Raw genomic sequence first — 17,015 nt, 5'->3', positions numbered from 1 at the left:
TGGCCACGTAGAACTTTAAACGTCAATCACTAATAAACTCTCAAAAAAAGCACAGGACCAAAAAACTCGTCCTGTGCCATCACCACTTATTCCTTATCCTTGCCTTTTCCGTTTCCCTTGCCTTTTCCCTTATTCTTCTTCTTTTCCCACTTTTCTTTTTGTTTGTTCCATTTGTCTTCCCATTTTTGGACTTCGTTGTTGAAGTTGTTTTGGAAATTCTCCAACAGCTTTTCATTTTCGCGCTTCTCCATCAACGTACCAACATGAGTAACACCAAATTTCTCAGCCGGCGCATTCGCCAGCGCTTGTTCCATCGTTTCTCGGAATACGACCGCCGCGCCGACACCACTTGTTGGCGTTAGATAGTGCGTTTCATCAGTTTTATCGTAACCAACCCAGATGGCGCCGACCAATTGAGGAGTGTAGCCGACAAACCACTGGTCCTTCACGCCATTTATACCCTTAATTGGAACCTGGGTGGAGCCAGTTTTTCCGGCGGTTTCGCGCCCAGGAATTTGCGCCGCTTTCCCAGTGCCGTGCTCAACCACCCCCAGCAGCATGGTTGTCATATTGTTCGTAACAGCTCTTGTGGTAACTTTTTCTTTCTTCCCCTTCCACTGTGCCACTACATTTCCGTTGCGATCGACAATTTTTGTAATCGTATGTGCTTCAATGCGCGTACCATGGTTTGGAAAAACAGAAAACGCTTCTGCCATATCAAGCGGTGCAATGCCTTTATGCAAGCCGCCAAGCGCCATTGCTAGGTTCTCATCCTCTTTCGACAAGTCAAACCCAAAACGCTTGACCGAATCGACCCCTTTTTCAAGACCCAGTTCATTTAACAGCCAAACAGCTGAAGTATTTTTCGATTCCATGACGGCCTCATACATGGGCACTTCACCCTCGTATTGGGAGTCGTGATTTTTCGGCTGATAGTTACCATACTTCAGCTGCTCATCCTTCAGCATGTCGGTAATTTTCCATCCTTCTTCCAATGCAGGAGTATATACAGCCAATGGCTTAAACGAGGAACCTGGCTGGGTTTCCAACTGTACCGCACGGTTGTAGCCCATAAAGGTGTGCTCTCCACGGCCGCCGACGAGTGCCCTCACCCCACCTGTTTTCGGGTCAACCAACACACCTCCGCTTTGCACAAGCGTGTCTGCGCCCTTAGGAAATAGCGCGTCATTTTGGTACGTTTTCTCCATCGCCGCCTGCATGTTAGGATCAAGCTCCGTATAAATTTGATAGCCGCCGGTCAGCAATTCATCTTGCGAAAGTCCGTACTCGTGAATCGCCTCATATAATACTCCGTCCACATAATAAGGATACTTTCCGCGGAATGGGTCGCCGCCCTTATCGTTCAGCGCGATACTTTCCCGCTTTGCCCCCTCAAGCTCACGTTCCGAAATGTATCCATGATTCTTCATTTGCGCTAACACGAGATTCCGTCTTTCTATTGCTTTTTCCATATGATGATAGGGATTCAATGCGGAAGGAGCCTTGATTAGTCCAGCGAGCATGGCGGATTCACCTATCGAAAGTTCCTGAACATCCTTCCCGAAATATTTGCTGGCGGCCTGCTTTATTCCCCAGGCCCCATTTCCAAAATAAATTTGGTTCAAGTACATTTGCAGAATTTCTTCTTTTGAATACTCCCGTTCCACAGCCAACGCTAGAAAAACTTCCTGCGTTTTTCGCGTGATTGTTTTTTGCGAGGTAAGCAGTGTGTTTTTGATTAATTGCTGGGTAATCGTGCTGCCGCCTTCGACCATCGCCCCAGCTTTGAGGTCACGAGCAAGCGCCCGAGATGTCCCAATTATATCCACACCATTATGGCTGTAGAACCGGTGATCCTCAATCGCAATGACCGCATTTCTCATTGAAGTCGGTACATCCTTGAGCGGGACCCCTTCATTTTTATTGGCCGAAACCTTACTGGCTACGTTCCCGCCCGCATCATAAAATACAGTCGGCTGCGGGAGTTCATTTTTTAAGCCTGAAATATCAGCACCCTTAGAAAAATAATGCAGCAAACCAAAAAATAATAAAATCATAATTAATCCGATTAATAAACTGACCTGAAGCAGATGCCATTTTTTTAAATTCTTTAACAAGCCCATCCGTCTACCTCCGAAGATGTGAAAATACAAATTGATATATAGGTAGTTGTAACAGGTATAATATTCGGAGACTTTCTCCTTTTTATGACCTTTAATAAAAAAAGACGGGCACGTTATCCCATCTTTCTGGTTATCCTTCAGTTGTTAATTCTTTAAAGCGATGCTTGGACAGTTTTTCATCAAAGCTTGAGAAAATCCGGTAATTGCGTTCATCCAGGATGCGGAAATGCTTACTGAGGACGTTTTGTTGCAGGATAAATCCATTTTTCCGATGGAGCACACGCCACCAAATCCTGCCGCCAAGTGTTTTGGTTTTTCTAACATCAATTCCTTCCCTCGCGACTGTTTCCAGCACTTCCAACGGCTCGTTACCAAATAAATATTGGACGGTTTCCGTTTCGCGGAACAAGGCAGTGATGGAAACAACCGTAGACCAGTTGGCAAGCAATCTGCCTTTTTCGATTTGGACAAGTGTTTTTTTCGATACACCAATGATATCTGCCATTTTATCTTGTGTGTAGCCAGCCTCAGTCCGGATTAACCGAAGTTTTTCCGATACACTTTTGATAATTTCATCCCTGGTCATTCCAAGCCCTTCCTTCACTAGCATCTAGTGAAATTTTACACTAAACTATCTTGATATCACAACAGATAACATAGCAAAATGACAAAAAAACTGCTATCAGGAAACAATAGCAGTCTTTGTCAGGTCTATTTGAGTTCAGGCGGCATGCTGCAGCCACTTGAACAGGAGTTTTTCAAATCGCAGGCGGCACATTTGCCTTTTTTGGATTTATTAATAAATTTCACCATGGCCCATGCAGCATAGCCAAATATGGCAACGCCAATCACGATACTAGCAATCATTTTTGCCCATCTCCCTTACTTGTCAGCTAAGTCCGAACAGCTTACCACCTTGGAAAATAATCAAGGATAAAACATAAGCAATGGCAAGCGCGTAGCCAATGGAAAAAGCTGTCCATTTCTTTGAACCTGTTTCTTTATAAATCGTTGCGGTCGTCGCAAGGCATGGAATGTATAGTAAAATAAATACCATAAAGCTGTAGGCCGATAACGGCGAGTAATAGTTTGCTAATAATCCTTGCAGGCTGGCATCATTCGGTACAAAGTAAATGATGTTCATGGTTGAAATGATGGCTTCTTTCGCAAGGAATCCAGTAATTAACGACGCTGAGGCCTGCCAGGTGCCAAAGCCAATTGGCTCCAGAATCGGGGCAATCACGCCGCCGATTGCTGCTAAAAAGCTGTCATCCATATCCACTTTTAATCCATGAGGGCCAGCATATGACAATAGCCAGATAAACACAGAACCGGCAAAGATAAACGTTCCAGCCTTCCTTACGAAGCCCTTTCCTTTATCCCAAGTGCTTCTCCATAACGATTGGAATTGCGGCAGACGGTATGGCGGCAGTTCAATGACAAATAACGATGTTTCCGATTTTAATAGTGTAGAAGAAAAGATTTTTGCCAACGTAAGCGCAACAACGATGCCCAGCACATACAGGCTGAGAACAATGAAGGCTTTATGGCCGGCAAAAAAGGCTCCGACAAACAGCGCATAAACCGGAAGACGCGCTGAGCATGACATAAGCGGTGTTAACAAGATAGTTAACAGGCGTTCCCGCGGTGTTTCAATTGTTCTTGCCGCCATGATTCCCGGTACGTTACAGCCAAATCCTATCATCATCGGAATAAACGCTTTGCCGTTCAACCCGACGGATTCCATGATTCTGTCCATGACCAGCGCCACCCGGGCCATATATCCGGAATCCTCCAGTAACGAAATAAAGAAAAATAGGATAAAGATTTGCGGTACGAAGACGAGCACTCCGCCAACCCCTGCAACTAAGCCCTCAAGCACTAACGCCCGAATAAAATCGGAAGCGTTGACGGCACTTAATGCTGTTTCAAACCACGTCGTAATGGGCCCGGTTAAGAAGCTATCCAGCACATCTGATAACGGTGTTCCGAGCCAATCAAAAGTCAGCATAAACATCAAATACATGAACAATAAAAAGATGGGCATACCCAAATATTTATTCGTAACAATGGCATCAATTTTTTCAGATAGCGGTATAACGGCATCCTTTTTGATGGCAACATCGGCGGCGATTTTCTCAATCGCTGCTTTTCTTTTTAAATAAATAAAGTTTGCCAATGTTTTGACATCATTTTGTTTTAATACATCGGCCTCCAGTTTTGTCAGGATCGCTGATAATTTCTGTTCACCGACAATGGATTCCAAGTAAGTTTTAACATAGGCGTTTCCTTCAAAATACTGAATCGCCAGCCAGTGATGGGAGTGAGCCGTTTTTCCGGACATCTCGCTGGACAATTCCGCAATCGCCGCCTCCACCTCTTTGCCATAATAAACAAGGTTCTTTTTAACAGGCTGAAGCGATTTTGTAGAAATGACATCGACAAGTTTATCACAGCCCTTGCCGCTCCGGGCCACAACTGGCACAACCGGCACGCCAAGCATGTCGGACAACTTGTTGACATCAATATGAATCCCACGCTTGTGGGCAACATCCATCATATTTAAGCCGATAAGCAGTGGTCTTTCGTATTCAAGCAATTGCAAAGTAAGATGCAAATTACGTTCTAATTGTGAAGCATCCAATATATTAAGCAAGCGGTCAACCGGCTCATTTAAAAAGAAGGAAGTCACTACGCCTTCGTCTTTTGACAGCGGGTTCAGCGTATAAACACCCGGCAGGTCGATCAAATGACCAATATTATTTTTAAAGACGCCGACCTTCTTTTCAACCGTAACACCGCTCCAGTTGCCGACGTACTCATAGGAACCTGTTAGATTATTAAACAAAGATGTCTTTCCCGTATTCGGGTTACCTATAAGAGCAATTTCCATTATACTTTCACCACTTCAATCTGAACTGCTTCTTTGCGGCGAATTCCAACACACTGGCCGCAAGATTCAATCATAATTGGGCCGCCAAATGGCATGACACACTTTACGCACACCTCGGACCCTTCGGTGATGCCCAAATCAAGCAAACGTCTTTGGACAAGGCGGCTCACATGAGAAATATTTATAATCTTACCTTTATCTCCTGCTTTTAATGAAGCGAACATGTCATTATCACCCAATCCATTTTAATTGAGAATGATTCTCTTTCTTATATTGTCATTATAACTCTTTTTTTTAAATTTTTGGAGAGGTAATTTTGACAATTGTTCGAAAAAAAAAGAAAAGCGCTAGGCTCTTCTTCTTAGTGATTAAATTGCTGAATAAACATTTTTTTAGGCAAGGCCGAGATGACTAGAATAATGATAATAGCGCTAACGATGAAGTTTGGCAGCATATAGGTTCCATTATAGATTAATGAATATAACAATACAGGCTGTCCCTCCGGAGCATATTCGCCAAAAAAGACAATCCCGGAAAATACGTGACAGATATAGCGCAGGAAGCTGCCGAGAAAAGCGCCAAGCGTCACATACGTCATCCATTTACCTTTTTCCCCTTTTTCAAAAGACTGCTTGATTTGACGTGCAAACACACCAGCAAGGCCGACAACGGTAAAGGCAATAAAATAATCAATGATACCTTGAATAATTGTATAGATTTGGGCAAATCCAAGAATAAACTGCAATAATCCCAGCAAGAATCCAGTTAACAGACCGCCTTTTATTCCCCAACGGTACGCAATCAGAAATACTGGCACCATGGCAATCGAAATCGAGCCTCCCTGCGGCCAAATTTTTAATGACATAATGTTCGCCGCCAAATCCAATAAATAGGCTAATGCTGAAAAAACAGCCACCTCTGTGATAAAACGTGTGTTACTTCTCTTACTGTTCACTCCAATTTCCCCCTTAAAATATTGTACTTCGCCACCTGTTTCAGCTAGCAGGCAAGGGTAAGAATCGATTTTTCCAATAAAAAAAGCAATGCAGAACATAGGTTTGTCTGCATTGCTTAAATACTTAGGCAAAACCACATCCCTACGCTAGTATTAACTAACAGGTTCATAGGGTCAGAACTATAACGTTCACTCTCAGCCGCGCGATTGGCAGCTCCCCCTGTGGAAAATATTCACTTATTCCACCTTCGACTATACTACTGTTTCATTTCTTTGACAAGGAAAACCTTCACTTCGTGATGAAAACCTGCACCCGAGATCTTTTTTAATAAAACTGTCAGCATCTGAAGAATTGCATATGATGTAGAAAAAAATTTTTCAGGAGTATTGCCCTATGTTTACTTTAAAGGTTGATCATGATTTAGAGTTGCAATTGTTTCAACGCCATCATTCCTTGCTGCTTTATCAGCTTGTCGAAGAGAATCGCGAACACTTGCGCAGATGGCTGCCATGGGTGGATAGTATGACCACACCGTTTCAATTTGAATCGGTCATTCCCGTCTGGCTCAATCAATTTGCTGAAAACAGCGCTTGTAACCTCGGCATTATTTATAAAGGAAAGCTGGTTGGGTCAATCGGCCTCCATCAAATTGATTGGTACAACAAAATGGCCAGCATCGGCTATTACCTGGCCAAAAACGCGGAAGGTCACGGAATTATGACCAGAACAGTTAAAGCCCTCCTTAATTATGCTTTTTTTGATCTCGGATTGAATCGGATTGAGATTCGCTGCGGCTTGGGGAACCATAGAAGCCAGGCCATTCCCGAAAGGCTTGGGTTTCAGAAAGAGGGAATCATTAGAGATGGTGAGCATTTAAATGGATACTTCCACGACATCATCATCTACAGCAAACTAGCCCGGGAATGGAATGTCATTCCGGTGCAGGGTATTAGTTCTATTTAAAGAGCTGTCACTCTTGACAGCTTTTTTCTATTTTATACAAGTAGAATTGGTCCGTTAAGGCAATAATGAGAGAAAGAGTAATGTAAGTGAGGTGGCGTGCCTTACGTTTGTAGGGCGACCAATGATTTGGATCAATATTTTAACAATTGCTATCCTGATTGCTTTTACTGCCTATTTTGTCGCTTCTGAATTTGCGATTGTACGAGTGCGGGGAACCAGAATCGACCAGCTTGTTTCAGAAGGCAACAAAAAAGCGCAGGCGGCCAAGCGGGTTATTTCGAATTTAGATGGTTTTTTATCAGCGACGCAGGTCGGCATTACCATCACCTCGTTAATTTTGGGGTGGCTTGGTGAACCAACGATCCGCAGGCTGTTAAATCCAATTTTTGACTGGGTACACATTCCGGCATCACTGGAGCATATTATTTCGGTAATCTTATCATTTATAGTGATTACATATATTCATGTTGTGATTGGGGAACTGTCCCCCAAAACATTCGCAATTCAAAAATCGGAAGAAATCATTTTGATGTTCGCGCCATCCTTAATCCTATTCTATAAGCTGATGTATCCGTTTATTTGGGCACTCAATCACTCCGCCCGCTTTGTAACAGGTCTATTTGGGATAAAACCCGTTTCGGAACAGGACATAGTTCTTTCTGAAGAGGAATTAAGGATGATTTTATCCCAAAGCTATGAGAGCGGTGAAATCAATCAATCCGAATACAGCTACATGAATCGGATTTTTGAATTTGATGATCGGATTGCCAAAGAAATCATGGTACCAAGAACAGAAGTGATCACACTCTCTAAGGATGCAACCCTTAAAGAGATTGTTGATACAGTCAGTGAAGAAGGATACACGCGATATCCAGTTATTGACGGTGACAAGGACAATATTCTAGGTGTGGTTAATATTAAGGAAGTTTTAACTGATTGCATCCAGCAAAAATGCACCGACGAAGAACCACTGGAGCACTATTTAAAGCCTGTCACCTATGTCATCGAAACCATCCCGGTTCAAGAATTGTTGGTAAAGCTGCAAAAAAGCCGTTCCCATTTGGCGGTGCTTTCAGATGAATATGGCGGGACTGCTGGTATTGTGACGGTTGAGGATATTCTTGAAGAAATTGTTGGCGAAATTCGCGATGAGTTTGATATCGATGAGCTTCCGCTTATCCGAAAACTTGGAGAAAATCACTTCCTGTTGGACGGGAAGGTTTTAATTAGCGAGGTAAACGATCTGTTGGGTACTGCTCTTGAGGATGATGATGTTGACACGATTGGCGGCTGGTTTCTAACCCAGAAATTCGATGTCAAACAAGGGGATATCATGGAAAGGGATGGTTTTGCTTTCATAATCAACGAAATTGAAGGCCATCATATCATGTTTATTGAAGTGAAGAAACTGTCAGCGTCTCCTGAATAAGGGGGCGTTATTTTAACTAATTATTTTCTAAATATTTTGAATAAATATGTTCATATTGTTGGTATTTTACCATAAATTGTAGATAAGATGACCTATAAAAACTAGAACGTTTGACTGTATAGTTTATATTCTTTATAATATTTATTAATTTATTAAATTATCAATATGTCGAAATGGAATTGGCAGCATAAGGAAAAGTTAACGAGCCTTTATTCACGGGTTCCAGTTAGTCTTTTAAAAAACTAGGAGGTGACACCCTGCTCGTCTAATTAGACGGGATATGGGAAATTATTTGGACATATTTAACTTGGTTTTAATAGCCATTTTAATTGCTTTAACTGCTTTTTTTGTAGCTTCAGAGTTTGCTATTGTCAAGATTAGAAGCTCAAGGATTGATCAGTTAATCGAGGAAGGAAATTCGAAAGCCATTGCGGCGAAACGGGTAACTTCAAACTTGGATGAATATCTTTCAGCCTGTCAGTTGGGAATCACCATCACAGCACTAGGTCTTGGATGGATTGGGGAAGCAACCATTGAGCATTTGCTCGGTCCGGTCTTCTCGGCCTTAAACATTCCTGAAAGTGCAACAAAAATATTATCGATTTCCATTGCCTTTGCGTCGATAACATTTTTACATGTTGTGGTTGGAGAACTGGCCCCTAAAACCCTGGCCATTCAAAAAGCCGAATGGATTACCCTCACTTTATCACGGCCACTAATCTTTTTTTATAAAGTGATGTATCCATTTATTTGGGTGCTGAACGGTTCAGCCCGGATTGTATCCCGTCTCTTTGGCTTGAAGCCCGTTTCGGAAAATGAAATTGCCCATACGGAGGAAGAACTGCGAATTATCCTTTCAGAAAGCTATAAAAGTGGCGAAATTAACCAATCAGAGTTTAAGTATGTGAATAAAATTTTTGATTTTGATGACCGCATAGCCAAAGAAATCATGGTTCCAAGGACCGAAATTGTCTCACTGTCCAAGGATGAAACGTTGGAAAACGTTCTGAAGATTCTCCGTGAGGAAAAGTTCACCAGATATCCGGTCATTGACGGCGATAAGGATCATATCATCGGCCTTGTTAATATTAAGGAAATTATGACGGATTTGATTGGAAACGAAAAAATATCCCATCAAACCCTTGAAGATTATACACGCCCGATTATTCGAGTGATTGAAACGATTCCAATTCATGATTTGCTTGTAAAGATGCAAAAGGACCGCCTTCATATGGCGGTATTAATGGATGAGTATGGCGGTACATCAGGGCTTGTCACTGTTGAGGATATTCTTGAAGAAATCGTCGGCGAAATACGCGATGAGTTCGATAATGACGAAATTTCAGAAATTCGAAAAGTGAAAGAACACCACTATATCATTGATTCAAAGGTGCTCGTTTCAGAAGTCAATGATTTGCTTGGCGTTGAAATTGACGATGAAGATGTCGATACCATTGGCGGCTGGATTTTAACTGAGAATTACGAAGCTAAAGAAGGCGACATCATGATTCATGGCACATTTGCCTTTAAAATCATTGAAATGGAAGACCATCATATAAAATATATTGAAGTAACCAAAACGGCCAAGGACGGCGAAGCAAATATTCAACAGATTGCCCTGCCGAAATCTGAGGTCCTTTACTAAAAAAACCTGCGATGACAGGTTTTTTTTTGCCCAAAAATGGGACAGTTGAACTATACATCAGACAAACATCCTGCATATCCTGCTAGCAAGGAGGGGATAAAAATGAATCAAACAGCAGTTTTATTTTTAGCTTGTATCTTAGCAGGCTTTGCCCTTATTAAGATGCCAGCTATTTCATTTCTAGCAAGCCTGTCATCATTCTTTCATGTTATCGGCGCTCTAGCGATTCTAATCTTTGCATTCGCTATACTCTATTACGGCGTAAAAGCACTAATCAAGAGTAGGTAAGCGCTGTCTTTTATTCCAAAAAAAAGATTAGGAAGCTTTTCCTAATCTTTTTTATTTTGATTTAAGCATGAGAACTTCTTCTTCCACTCTTGCAATTTTGACAAGGTGAGAATCTAAGCGGCGATTCAGATGCTGAATGTCATTTCCCTGTTTACTTTCAATACGCTCCAATGATTCTTTAATATCGGATAAATCAATTTGGTTAACGGCAACTCGGTGCTCGATGCTATCAACCTTCTCCAATCGAGCCAACCTTTTTTCAATATGGTCTAACGTCGCATTAAACGCTTTGATAAGATCTTTTATATCATTAACATTTTCATTTAGCTTTTCAAATTCTTTTTCCATCGATCACAACCCCTTTCGGATATATCTATCATACCATCGTTTTCACTGTAGAGATGTTACAATAACAGTAACAATTATAGGGTTAGTATCAATCCAATCTTAGAAAAAAATGAACATTTTTTAAAACTTTGCTTTTTTAAGAAATATAGTGAATATTATCATAGGCACTAACATGGAAAAGTAATAATCTTGAGTCGGGTAATCTTTTACCTGAACTTTTTCTTGCTAAATAAACCACATAAACAAAGGTTGGTGCTAAATATGTTCATTACGATTGACGAAAAAGCTGTGAATTGGTTTGAAAAAGAATTTGAATTCAACGTTCCTTTTACCATTCGGATGTACCCGCAATATGCCGGTTTTGGCGAAAAGCATAAGGGTTACAGTCTTGCTTTTTCAATAGAAACACCAGCAAATGCCGCATTTACTCAAAAGGTTAAGGGAATGGATTTCTTCGTTGAAGAAAATGATATGTGGTTTTTTGAGGATACTGAAACCTATTTGTCTGTAGATCAGCTTTTAAATGAATTGCAGGTAACATACAAAGAGTTTAGTACGATACATTAATAAACAAGCCGGGACTTCTGTCTCGGCTTGTTCCTATATGGATTAGTCTACTTGTTTACCCAAGCTTGGCGGGAATAGTTTTTCAGCTTGGAATACTTTCCCTAGCGCTTCTTCTGCGTTTGCAAAGGTAGTATCAGCCGCTTCAAAGTTTGGTGCATCCTTTTTCAATTCGTCTGCTTTCGCTTGATAAGAGGCTGCGTATTCTTTAACTGCTGCTTCAAGGTCAGCTTGGTGATCTTTTAATTCTGCTGGAATTTGTGTGTTATTTAGCTCTGTAGCTACAGCTGCTGCTGATTCGCTTGCTTTGGCTCGATCTTCAGCAGTCGGAAGGTCTTCCGGCTTCGGATTTTCCTGAGAAGCTTTTGCAACATAAGCATTTAATTCAGCATCTTTTGCGTTAACTTTTGTTGCAAGCTCGTTATAGAATTTAACTAATTCCTTTTTCACATCAGCTTTCGGTGCCTCTGCTTCTTCGGTTGTTTTCGTATCCTTCTTTTCTGTTTTGCTTTCGTTACTGCCCGAGCATGCTGCAAGCGCGAACACAACTGTTAAGGCTGCGAATGATAATAAAAATTTCTTCATCGTTTTACCCCCATTTTTTTCTATTTTTGAGCCTTGATTATAATACAACATTTAATAAGACGTTGAAAAGTAAAAAGGGTTGCAGAAAATAGGAATTTTTTTTCTTTTGTAATTAAAAAAATAAAATAATAAAATTACTAACGATAAAATGATTGCTACCATAAAAAGCATGACTACACTTTATATTCAGAAAATTAGGAATAAATTGTGAACTATCTTACAATAATATTCTTTTCTGTTATAATATAGATGCGAACTTCTCTTCTACTGTTCCACATCATGTTGGTTCCCTACCTGGTTATGAAAGGGGGTGAACATCATGGAACATGCAAAACCTCAAGTTGAGTGGATGAACTTAACGTTTGATTTGTCGATTATTTTAACAAGTACTGTTGCTGCCATCCTTGTATTTCTTATTGCCTTTTTATTCACACGTAATCCTGATACATACATACCAAAAAAATGGCAAAATGTTATGGAATGGATTGTCGAATTTGTAGAGGATATCATGAATAATTCGATTGGGAAATCCAACAATTTATTTATCCTGTCAACCGGAGTTTCCTTGTTAATGTACTTATTTATCGCAAATCTAATGGGGGTCCCCTTCTCCATCATGACAGCAGAAGAACATCCTGTTACCTGGTGGAAATCTCCGACAGCAGATGCCCATGTCACGATGACATTGGCAATCATGATTATCGCTTATACCCATTTTATTGATATTGCGCAAAATGGTTTTAAGCATTATGTTGTCAGCTTTTTCAAACCGTTTAAATTCCTGTTTCCCATTAATATCATAGAACAATTTGCCACAACGTTAACTTTAGGGCTTCGATTGTTTGGAAATATTTACGCTGGTGAGGTTATGCTTGCCTTATTGGCAGCGGCCGTAACGAAAGGCTTTTTAATTGCCTCGCTTGCTGCATTCCCGATGATTATTTGGCAGGTATTCTGCATTTTTATCGGAGGAATTCAGGCATATATTTTTGTTACTTTAACAATGGTTTACATTGCTCACCGTTTAACATAATCTAATAGAAAGGGGAGAAAAAGGAATTGGGGGACATTACATTATTGGGATTGCCTATATCGTTGGGGACGATGATTTACCAAGCTTTTATTTTTACTGTACTCGTATTAATTTTAAAAAAACTCGTCTTTAAAAAACTCGTAGCCGTTCTTGAGAACCGAAAAAGTCATATTCAAAATCAGCTCCAATTAACAGAACAATATAAAATTGAGGCGGAAAAGAATTTGGAAATGAGCGAACAGGTCCTCAAGCAGGCCAAAAGCGATGCCAGAGAAATACGAAGGCGAACAGAAAGTGAAGCCAAGCTAATCATCCAATCAGCTAAAGAGGAAGCCAAACAAATCCTAAAAGAGGCAAATACAGAAGCATTCCCTGCTCACAGCCTATCCTTTTCACATACAGAACAAATTAAGGGGGCATAATGATGAAGCACAAGTTTACCAAATACTTGGGCAGAGTGACGGAAAATCTTGAACTAGGATTTGAAGAGAAATGGATTTACGTCCATTACACAAAAGGTGCAATCGAAAAAACAGCCTGTCTGCTAAAAAACGAAGATAAAACCGAAATCGAGTATTTGGAAGGGTTTTTCAAAGAAAATAATGTTTCTGAAGAAATGAGAAAAGAAGTCGTAAAGTTTTTTGATAAAGGGAATAATAAGAATGAGGAACATTGGAACGAATTTACGACCTTTCTTATGAAAACCCTTTCTTTAAATATGGTTTTTGGCATTACCATTGCTCTCTGTGTATTTGGGGGGTATAAACTAGGCAGTTTCTTAGACGGAAAATTTGGATACAATACTTTATTAACCTTAATCGGGACATTTCTAGGAATTGGTCTTGGAGCCGTAACGGTTTATTATATGGTGCAAAAGTATTTTAAAACACCGCTCCAACAAGGAGAACAGGAGAAACAAAAGTCTGTTGAAAAGGCGGTAGTCGACACGAGTAACTTTCCAATCATTGAAGTTTCCATTGAAGAGGTCCGAAAAGCAGTTAGGGAGTTTTCTGATAAACTTCCAAAAGGCGTTTATCGAACCATCCTTGTTCAGGACGATAACAGTATTGACTTTTCCCAACTGGCCAATATACTGGGCGGCATTCCTTCAAAAAACTTCTATATGTCGAAAGAAACGTATGATTTATTTGAGGAACATGAAAAAGAGATTGCGGTTGAAATGGATTTGGTTCAAAAAGCAGTTGATTTATATGTAAAGGAGAAAAAAAATTATCCAATGCTGCAATTCGACCCGCTTCACAAAGTGAATTATTATCAACTGCAGCAAGAAAAATACCTGAAATTCGAACCGAAAACCCAATTTTATATTACTGATTTGGATGGCCTTGTTACTCATATTAAACCACAGAAAAAAAGCTCTTCTCTTTCCTGAGAGGAGCTTTTCTCATTTATTAAGGGCAAATAGGCAGTTTTTTTTTGCTTTTTTTCCAGATTTATTGAGATAATAGCATCAAATGTTATTTTTCATATAAATGAGGGGTACAAGATGACAGAAACAAAAAATAATTCAAGGCATTTGGCGACCATTTCGCTTATAGTAATGGCGGTCGGTTTTCTAGCAACCATTCCGCTTGAGCCATCCATTTGGAAATCAATCCTGCAGGGCGGCTTTGAGGCAGGGCTGGTTGGCGGCCTTGCCGACTGGTTTGCGGTCACTGCCCTATTTCGGCATCCGATGGGACTTCCGATTCCCCACACCGCATTGCTGCCAAAAAATCGGGACAAAATCATTGCTAAAATCATATCCATGCTGGAGAATGATTGGCTGACAAAAGAGAGCATACGGGATAAAATCGAGAGCTTTCGATTTACCGAGAAAATATTTGCCGTTGTGAATCAGGAAATCCATTCGGATGCAGTGAAAAAGAATACAACAGGACTGGCAAAGCATTTAATTAAAATGATTAACGTAAACAAACTAGCTCCAATTGTTGAAAAGGAAATAAAAGCCCAGCTCAACACTCTGGATATCAAGGATTACCTGCCATTACTAGTTGATCAAATTTCGGTAAGAAAATACGATGAGAAAGCTTTGGATTTCATCATCGAAGAAGTAGATGATTGGGCCAAGAAGGATAGTACCAAATATCGTCTTGGCGGTATGGCTGTCGATATGATTGAAAATATAAAAGTAGATGGGTTCATGCAAATAGCCTTGCGTTCCTTTAGCAATCTGATTAATGAAGAAAAATTGGGCAGCATAATTCAGAATCTGATTCTTAAAGGGATTGACAGTTACCGTGACCCGTTTAATCAGAACAGACAAACCTTGTTGATGCATATTCATCAAAAACTTGAAAACATTAAAACCGATGAAAAAATCTACCAAGAGCTAAACGGATTGAAAACGCAAGCGATTGAAAACTGGCAAGTGGAAGAAAAAATCATCGGGTTGTTAAGCCAAATCCAGCAAAAGGCATTGGCGTTTGTAGATGAGCCAAGCTTTTATGAGGAGTATGTTCTCCCCTTTATTAAGGATGGCATTAGCAGCCTCATTTCCGATACTGATAAAATGGATCAATTGGAGGCTTGGATTAAAACGCAAATTTCCGGCTTCGTTGATAAAAATCACGCAAAAGTTGGTCAGCTTGTGAAAGAAAATCTCGATAAGCTCGATACAAAGACGCTCATTACCATGATTGAAACAAATGTCGGCAAAGACCTGCAATGGATTCGGGTCAATGGGGCCGTATGCGGCTTCTTAATCGGTCTTGTTTTGGTCGGGATCAAAGCATTGTTTTAGGCACCTATTCCAAAGGTGCTTTTTTTATGCCATTTTCTTCGAAATCATAATAAAAATCAAACTTTGTCCCTATAAATTAAGGTTCTACAACCAAAAACTCCTTCATATTTACTACTGTAGTCATAAATTTTATAGGAGGAGATCATTTGGGTGTAAAGTTTATTAAGATTTCGGTGTGTTATTTTGTTGTTGGGGTTTGTCTTGGGATGTACATGTCGATGACGGAAAACTTCAACTACACTCCTGTCCATGTCCATATCAATTTGCTAGGCTGGACGGCCATGACACTAGCTGGTCTTATTTATGTCGCCTTTCCTAAAGCGGCTGAAACCACGCTGGCAAAGGTCCATTTTTGGATTCACAATATTGCCTTGCCCGTCATGATGGTCGGTCTTGCCTTCCTTGTTTCTGGTGTAGGTGCCGCTGGTCCTGCAGTTGCTGCCGGTGGGACTTTAATGGTCTTGGGTGTAATCGTCTTCGCGATCAATATCCTTTCCAATGTAAAAAATTAAATCAGGACTAATTCTTCCATTTTTTTCACGTCCATATGCAAACAAACGCTGCAGTAGGTTGGCTGCAGCGTTTCCTTGGTTTAAGGTTTTAATCCCTCAAGGTTATCCTTTCTGAGTTTGCTAATTTCCTCAGCAGATTTGCTAAAGTCATATTGATAAATAGCAAGTTCCCAGTCCCCATACATCGGATTAGGAAACATGATCAGTTTATTCCCGTAATCATTGTAGTCCTGCTCCACCCTGTTGATTCTTTCAGAAGCAGACAATTGGTCAAAACCTTTGAAATCGTTTAGGTTGTCCCCGAACAGCAAGACAATCTCATTGGTCTTTGCCACATGCTTCCGGCGTGTCTCTTTTCCGAGTTCTCCATCCTGCATTAACAGGACATGTTCCGCGTCTGCCTGTGGTGCCCCAACAAGCCGTAAATTTTTAATCGTCGCTTCCTTTTGGGCCTCCATCCGATTCGATATATAGTAAATGGCTACCCCTTTTGAATCAGCAAACTTAAGGAAATCCAGTGCTCCTGGAAGTGGCTTTGCCACAGCCCGGTCGAACCAATCGCTCCAATCTAACATATCTCCTTTTCCTGTTCGGACCTTCCAGGCATGGTATGGACTGTTATCCAGCACCGTCTCGTCAATATCCAGTACTATGGCTGGCTTTTTTCCATTGCATTTATGTTTCAAAATTTCTTCCAATCGCAGTTTTCCAATATTATAGCCTTGATAATATAACGCTTTCGCTTCTCCAGACTTTTGAAACCAAAGAACCGACATTGTATTTTGCTCAAGCAATGGGTTCTTTGGGCTTGCTCCTGTTTGGGCTAAACCAATCCCAGCATTCACCGCCATGGACAGCACAATGGCACATATCGATGTTATTAGTTTCTTCATATTGAAAATCCCCTTTCAG

Annotated in this window: 19 protein-coding genes and 1 riboswitch; of the genes, 10 read left to right on the top strand and 9 right to left on the bottom strand. The window is 40.7% G+C overall.

Going from position 1 to position 17,015, the window contains the following annotated elements:
• Positions 1 to 86 precede the first annotated feature (86 nt).
• The 6 genes from ACZ43M_RS08060 to thiT form a co-directional block, all read right to left on the bottom strand.
• Positions 87 to 2,123 carry a transglycosylase domain-containing protein gene (locus ACZ43M_RS08060; RefSeq protein ID WP_464506888.1) on the bottom strand — a complete coding sequence of 679 codons (2,037 nt, stop codon included), beginning with the start codon at positions 2,121 to 2,123 and terminating at the stop codon, positions 87 to 89.
• Positions 2,124 to 2,253: 130 nt separating this feature from the next.
• Complete coding sequence (locus ACZ43M_RS08055) at positions 2,254 to 2,709, bottom strand: helix-turn-helix transcriptional regulator (RefSeq protein ID WP_464506887.1); 456 nt, start codon at positions 2,707 to 2,709, stop codon at positions 2,254 to 2,256.
• A gap of 125 nt (positions 2,710 to 2,834) precedes the next feature.
• Positions 2,835 to 2,990, bottom strand: coding sequence for a FeoB-associated Cys-rich membrane protein (locus ACZ43M_RS08050; RefSeq protein WP_464506886.1), 156 nt, complete (start codon positions 2,988 to 2,990; stop codon positions 2,835 to 2,837).
• A gap of 22 nt (positions 2,991 to 3,012) precedes the next feature.
• Positions 3,013 to 5,016, bottom strand: a complete 2,004-nt coding sequence (gene feoB, locus ACZ43M_RS08045) for a ferrous iron transport protein B (protein WP_464506885.1) — start codon at positions 5,014 to 5,016, stop codon at positions 3,013 to 3,015.
• Positions 5,016 to 5,240 carry a FeoA family protein gene (locus ACZ43M_RS08040; RefSeq protein ID WP_464506884.1) on the bottom strand — a complete coding sequence of 75 codons (225 nt, stop codon included), beginning with the start codon at positions 5,238 to 5,240 and terminating at the stop codon, positions 5,016 to 5,018. Before ACZ43M_RS08040 ends, feoB begins: the two co-directional genes overlap by 1 nt.
• A gap of 137 nt (positions 5,241 to 5,377) precedes the next feature.
• Positions 5,378 to 5,971, bottom strand: coding sequence for an energy-coupled thiamine transporter ThiT (thiT, locus tag ACZ43M_RS08035; RefSeq protein ID WP_464506883.1), 594 nt, complete (start codon positions 5,969 to 5,971; stop codon positions 5,378 to 5,380).
• Positions 5,972 to 6,093: 122 nt separating this feature from the next.
• A riboswitch (TPP riboswitch) is annotated at positions 6,094 to 6,202 on the bottom strand.
• A gap of 163 nt (positions 6,203 to 6,365) precedes the next feature.
• Between thiT and ACZ43M_RS08030 the strand changes: the two genes are divergently transcribed.
• The 4 genes from ACZ43M_RS08030 to ACZ43M_RS08015 all read left to right on the top strand — a co-directional run bounded on the left by ACZ43M_RS08030 (position 6,366) and on the right by ACZ43M_RS08015 (position 10,297).
• Positions 6,366 to 6,935, top strand: a complete 570-nt coding sequence (locus tag ACZ43M_RS08030) for a GNAT family N-acetyltransferase (RefSeq protein ID WP_464506882.1) — start codon at positions 6,366 to 6,368, stop codon at positions 6,933 to 6,935.
• Between the two features lie 121 nt (positions 6,936 to 7,056).
• Complete coding sequence (locus ACZ43M_RS08025; RefSeq protein ID WP_464506881.1) at positions 7,057 to 8,364, top strand: hemolysin family protein; 1,308 nt, start codon at positions 7,057 to 7,059, stop codon at positions 8,362 to 8,364.
• Between the two features lie 292 nt (positions 8,365 to 8,656).
• Positions 8,657 to 10,009: a hemolysin family protein gene (locus tag ACZ43M_RS08020; protein ID WP_464506880.1), complete on the top strand. Its 1,353-nt coding sequence runs from the start codon at positions 8,657 to 8,659 to the stop codon at positions 10,007 to 10,009.
• A 102-nt stretch (positions 10,010 to 10,111) separates the two neighbouring features.
• Positions 10,112 to 10,297 carry a hypothetical protein gene (locus ACZ43M_RS08015; RefSeq protein ID WP_464506879.1) on the top strand — a complete coding sequence of 62 codons (186 nt, stop codon included), beginning with the start codon at positions 10,112 to 10,114 and terminating at the stop codon, positions 10,295 to 10,297.
• 51 nt (positions 10,298 to 10,348) lie between these two features.
• Here the strand turns inward: ACZ43M_RS08015 and ACZ43M_RS08010 are convergent, their stop codons facing one another.
• Entirely contained in the window at positions 10,349 to 10,645 is a 297-nt protein-coding gene (locus ACZ43M_RS08010) for a hypothetical protein (protein WP_464506878.1), read from the bottom strand.
• Between the two features lie 261 nt (positions 10,646 to 10,906).
• On the opposite strand from ACZ43M_RS08010, the gene ACZ43M_RS08005 reads away from it, so the two are divergent.
• Positions 10,907 to 11,212, top strand: a complete 306-nt coding sequence (locus tag ACZ43M_RS08005; protein ID WP_464506877.1) for a HesB/YadR/YfhF family protein — start codon at positions 10,907 to 10,909, stop codon at positions 11,210 to 11,212.
• Positions 11,213 to 11,254: 42 nt separating this feature from the next.
• Here the strand turns inward: ACZ43M_RS08005 and ACZ43M_RS08000 are convergent, their stop codons facing one another.
• Complete coding sequence (locus ACZ43M_RS08000) at positions 11,255 to 11,794, bottom strand: hypothetical protein (RefSeq protein ID WP_464506876.1); 540 nt, start codon at positions 11,792 to 11,794, stop codon at positions 11,255 to 11,257.
• A 319-nt stretch (positions 11,795 to 12,113) separates the two neighbouring features.
• Between ACZ43M_RS08000 and atpB the strand changes: the two genes are divergently transcribed.
• The 5 genes from atpB to ACZ43M_RS07975 all read left to right on the top strand — a co-directional run bounded on the left by atpB (position 12,114) and on the right by ACZ43M_RS07975 (position 16,103).
• Complete coding sequence (gene atpB / locus ACZ43M_RS07995) at positions 12,114 to 12,827, top strand: F0F1 ATP synthase subunit A (protein ID WP_464506875.1); 714 nt, start codon at positions 12,114 to 12,116, stop codon at positions 12,825 to 12,827.
• A 26-nt stretch (positions 12,828 to 12,853) separates the two neighbouring features.
• Complete coding sequence (locus ACZ43M_RS07990; protein WP_464506874.1) at positions 12,854 to 13,249, top strand: ATP synthase F0 subunit B; 396 nt, start codon at positions 12,854 to 12,856, stop codon at positions 13,247 to 13,249.
• A complete protein-coding gene (locus tag ACZ43M_RS07985; protein WP_464506873.1) occupies positions 13,249 to 14,220 on the top strand; it encodes an AtpZ/AtpI family protein in 972 nt (323 codons plus the stop codon). Before ACZ43M_RS07990 ends, ACZ43M_RS07985 begins: the two co-directional genes overlap by 1 nt.
• A 114-nt stretch (positions 14,221 to 14,334) precedes the next feature.
• Entirely contained in the window at positions 14,335 to 15,591 is a 1,257-nt protein-coding gene (locus tag ACZ43M_RS07980) for a DUF445 domain-containing protein (RefSeq protein WP_464506872.1), read from the top strand.
• 146 nt (positions 15,592 to 15,737) lie between these two features.
• A complete protein-coding gene (locus ACZ43M_RS07975) occupies positions 15,738 to 16,103 on the top strand; it encodes a cytochrome-c oxidase (RefSeq protein ID WP_464506871.1) in 366 nt (121 codons plus the stop codon).
• A gap of 80 nt (positions 16,104 to 16,183) precedes the next feature.
• Here ACZ43M_RS07975 and ACZ43M_RS07970 read toward each other — a convergent pair whose 3' ends face one another.
• Entirely contained in the window at positions 16,184 to 16,996 is an 813-nt protein-coding gene (locus ACZ43M_RS07970) for a 5'-nucleotidase, lipoprotein e(P4) family (RefSeq protein ID WP_464506870.1), read from the bottom strand.
• Between the last annotated feature and the right edge of the window lie 19 nt (positions 16,997 to 17,015).

The organism is Neobacillus sp. B24 (assembly GCF_055381825.1).
This window is presented reverse-complemented; position numbering and strand designations above follow the sequence as displayed.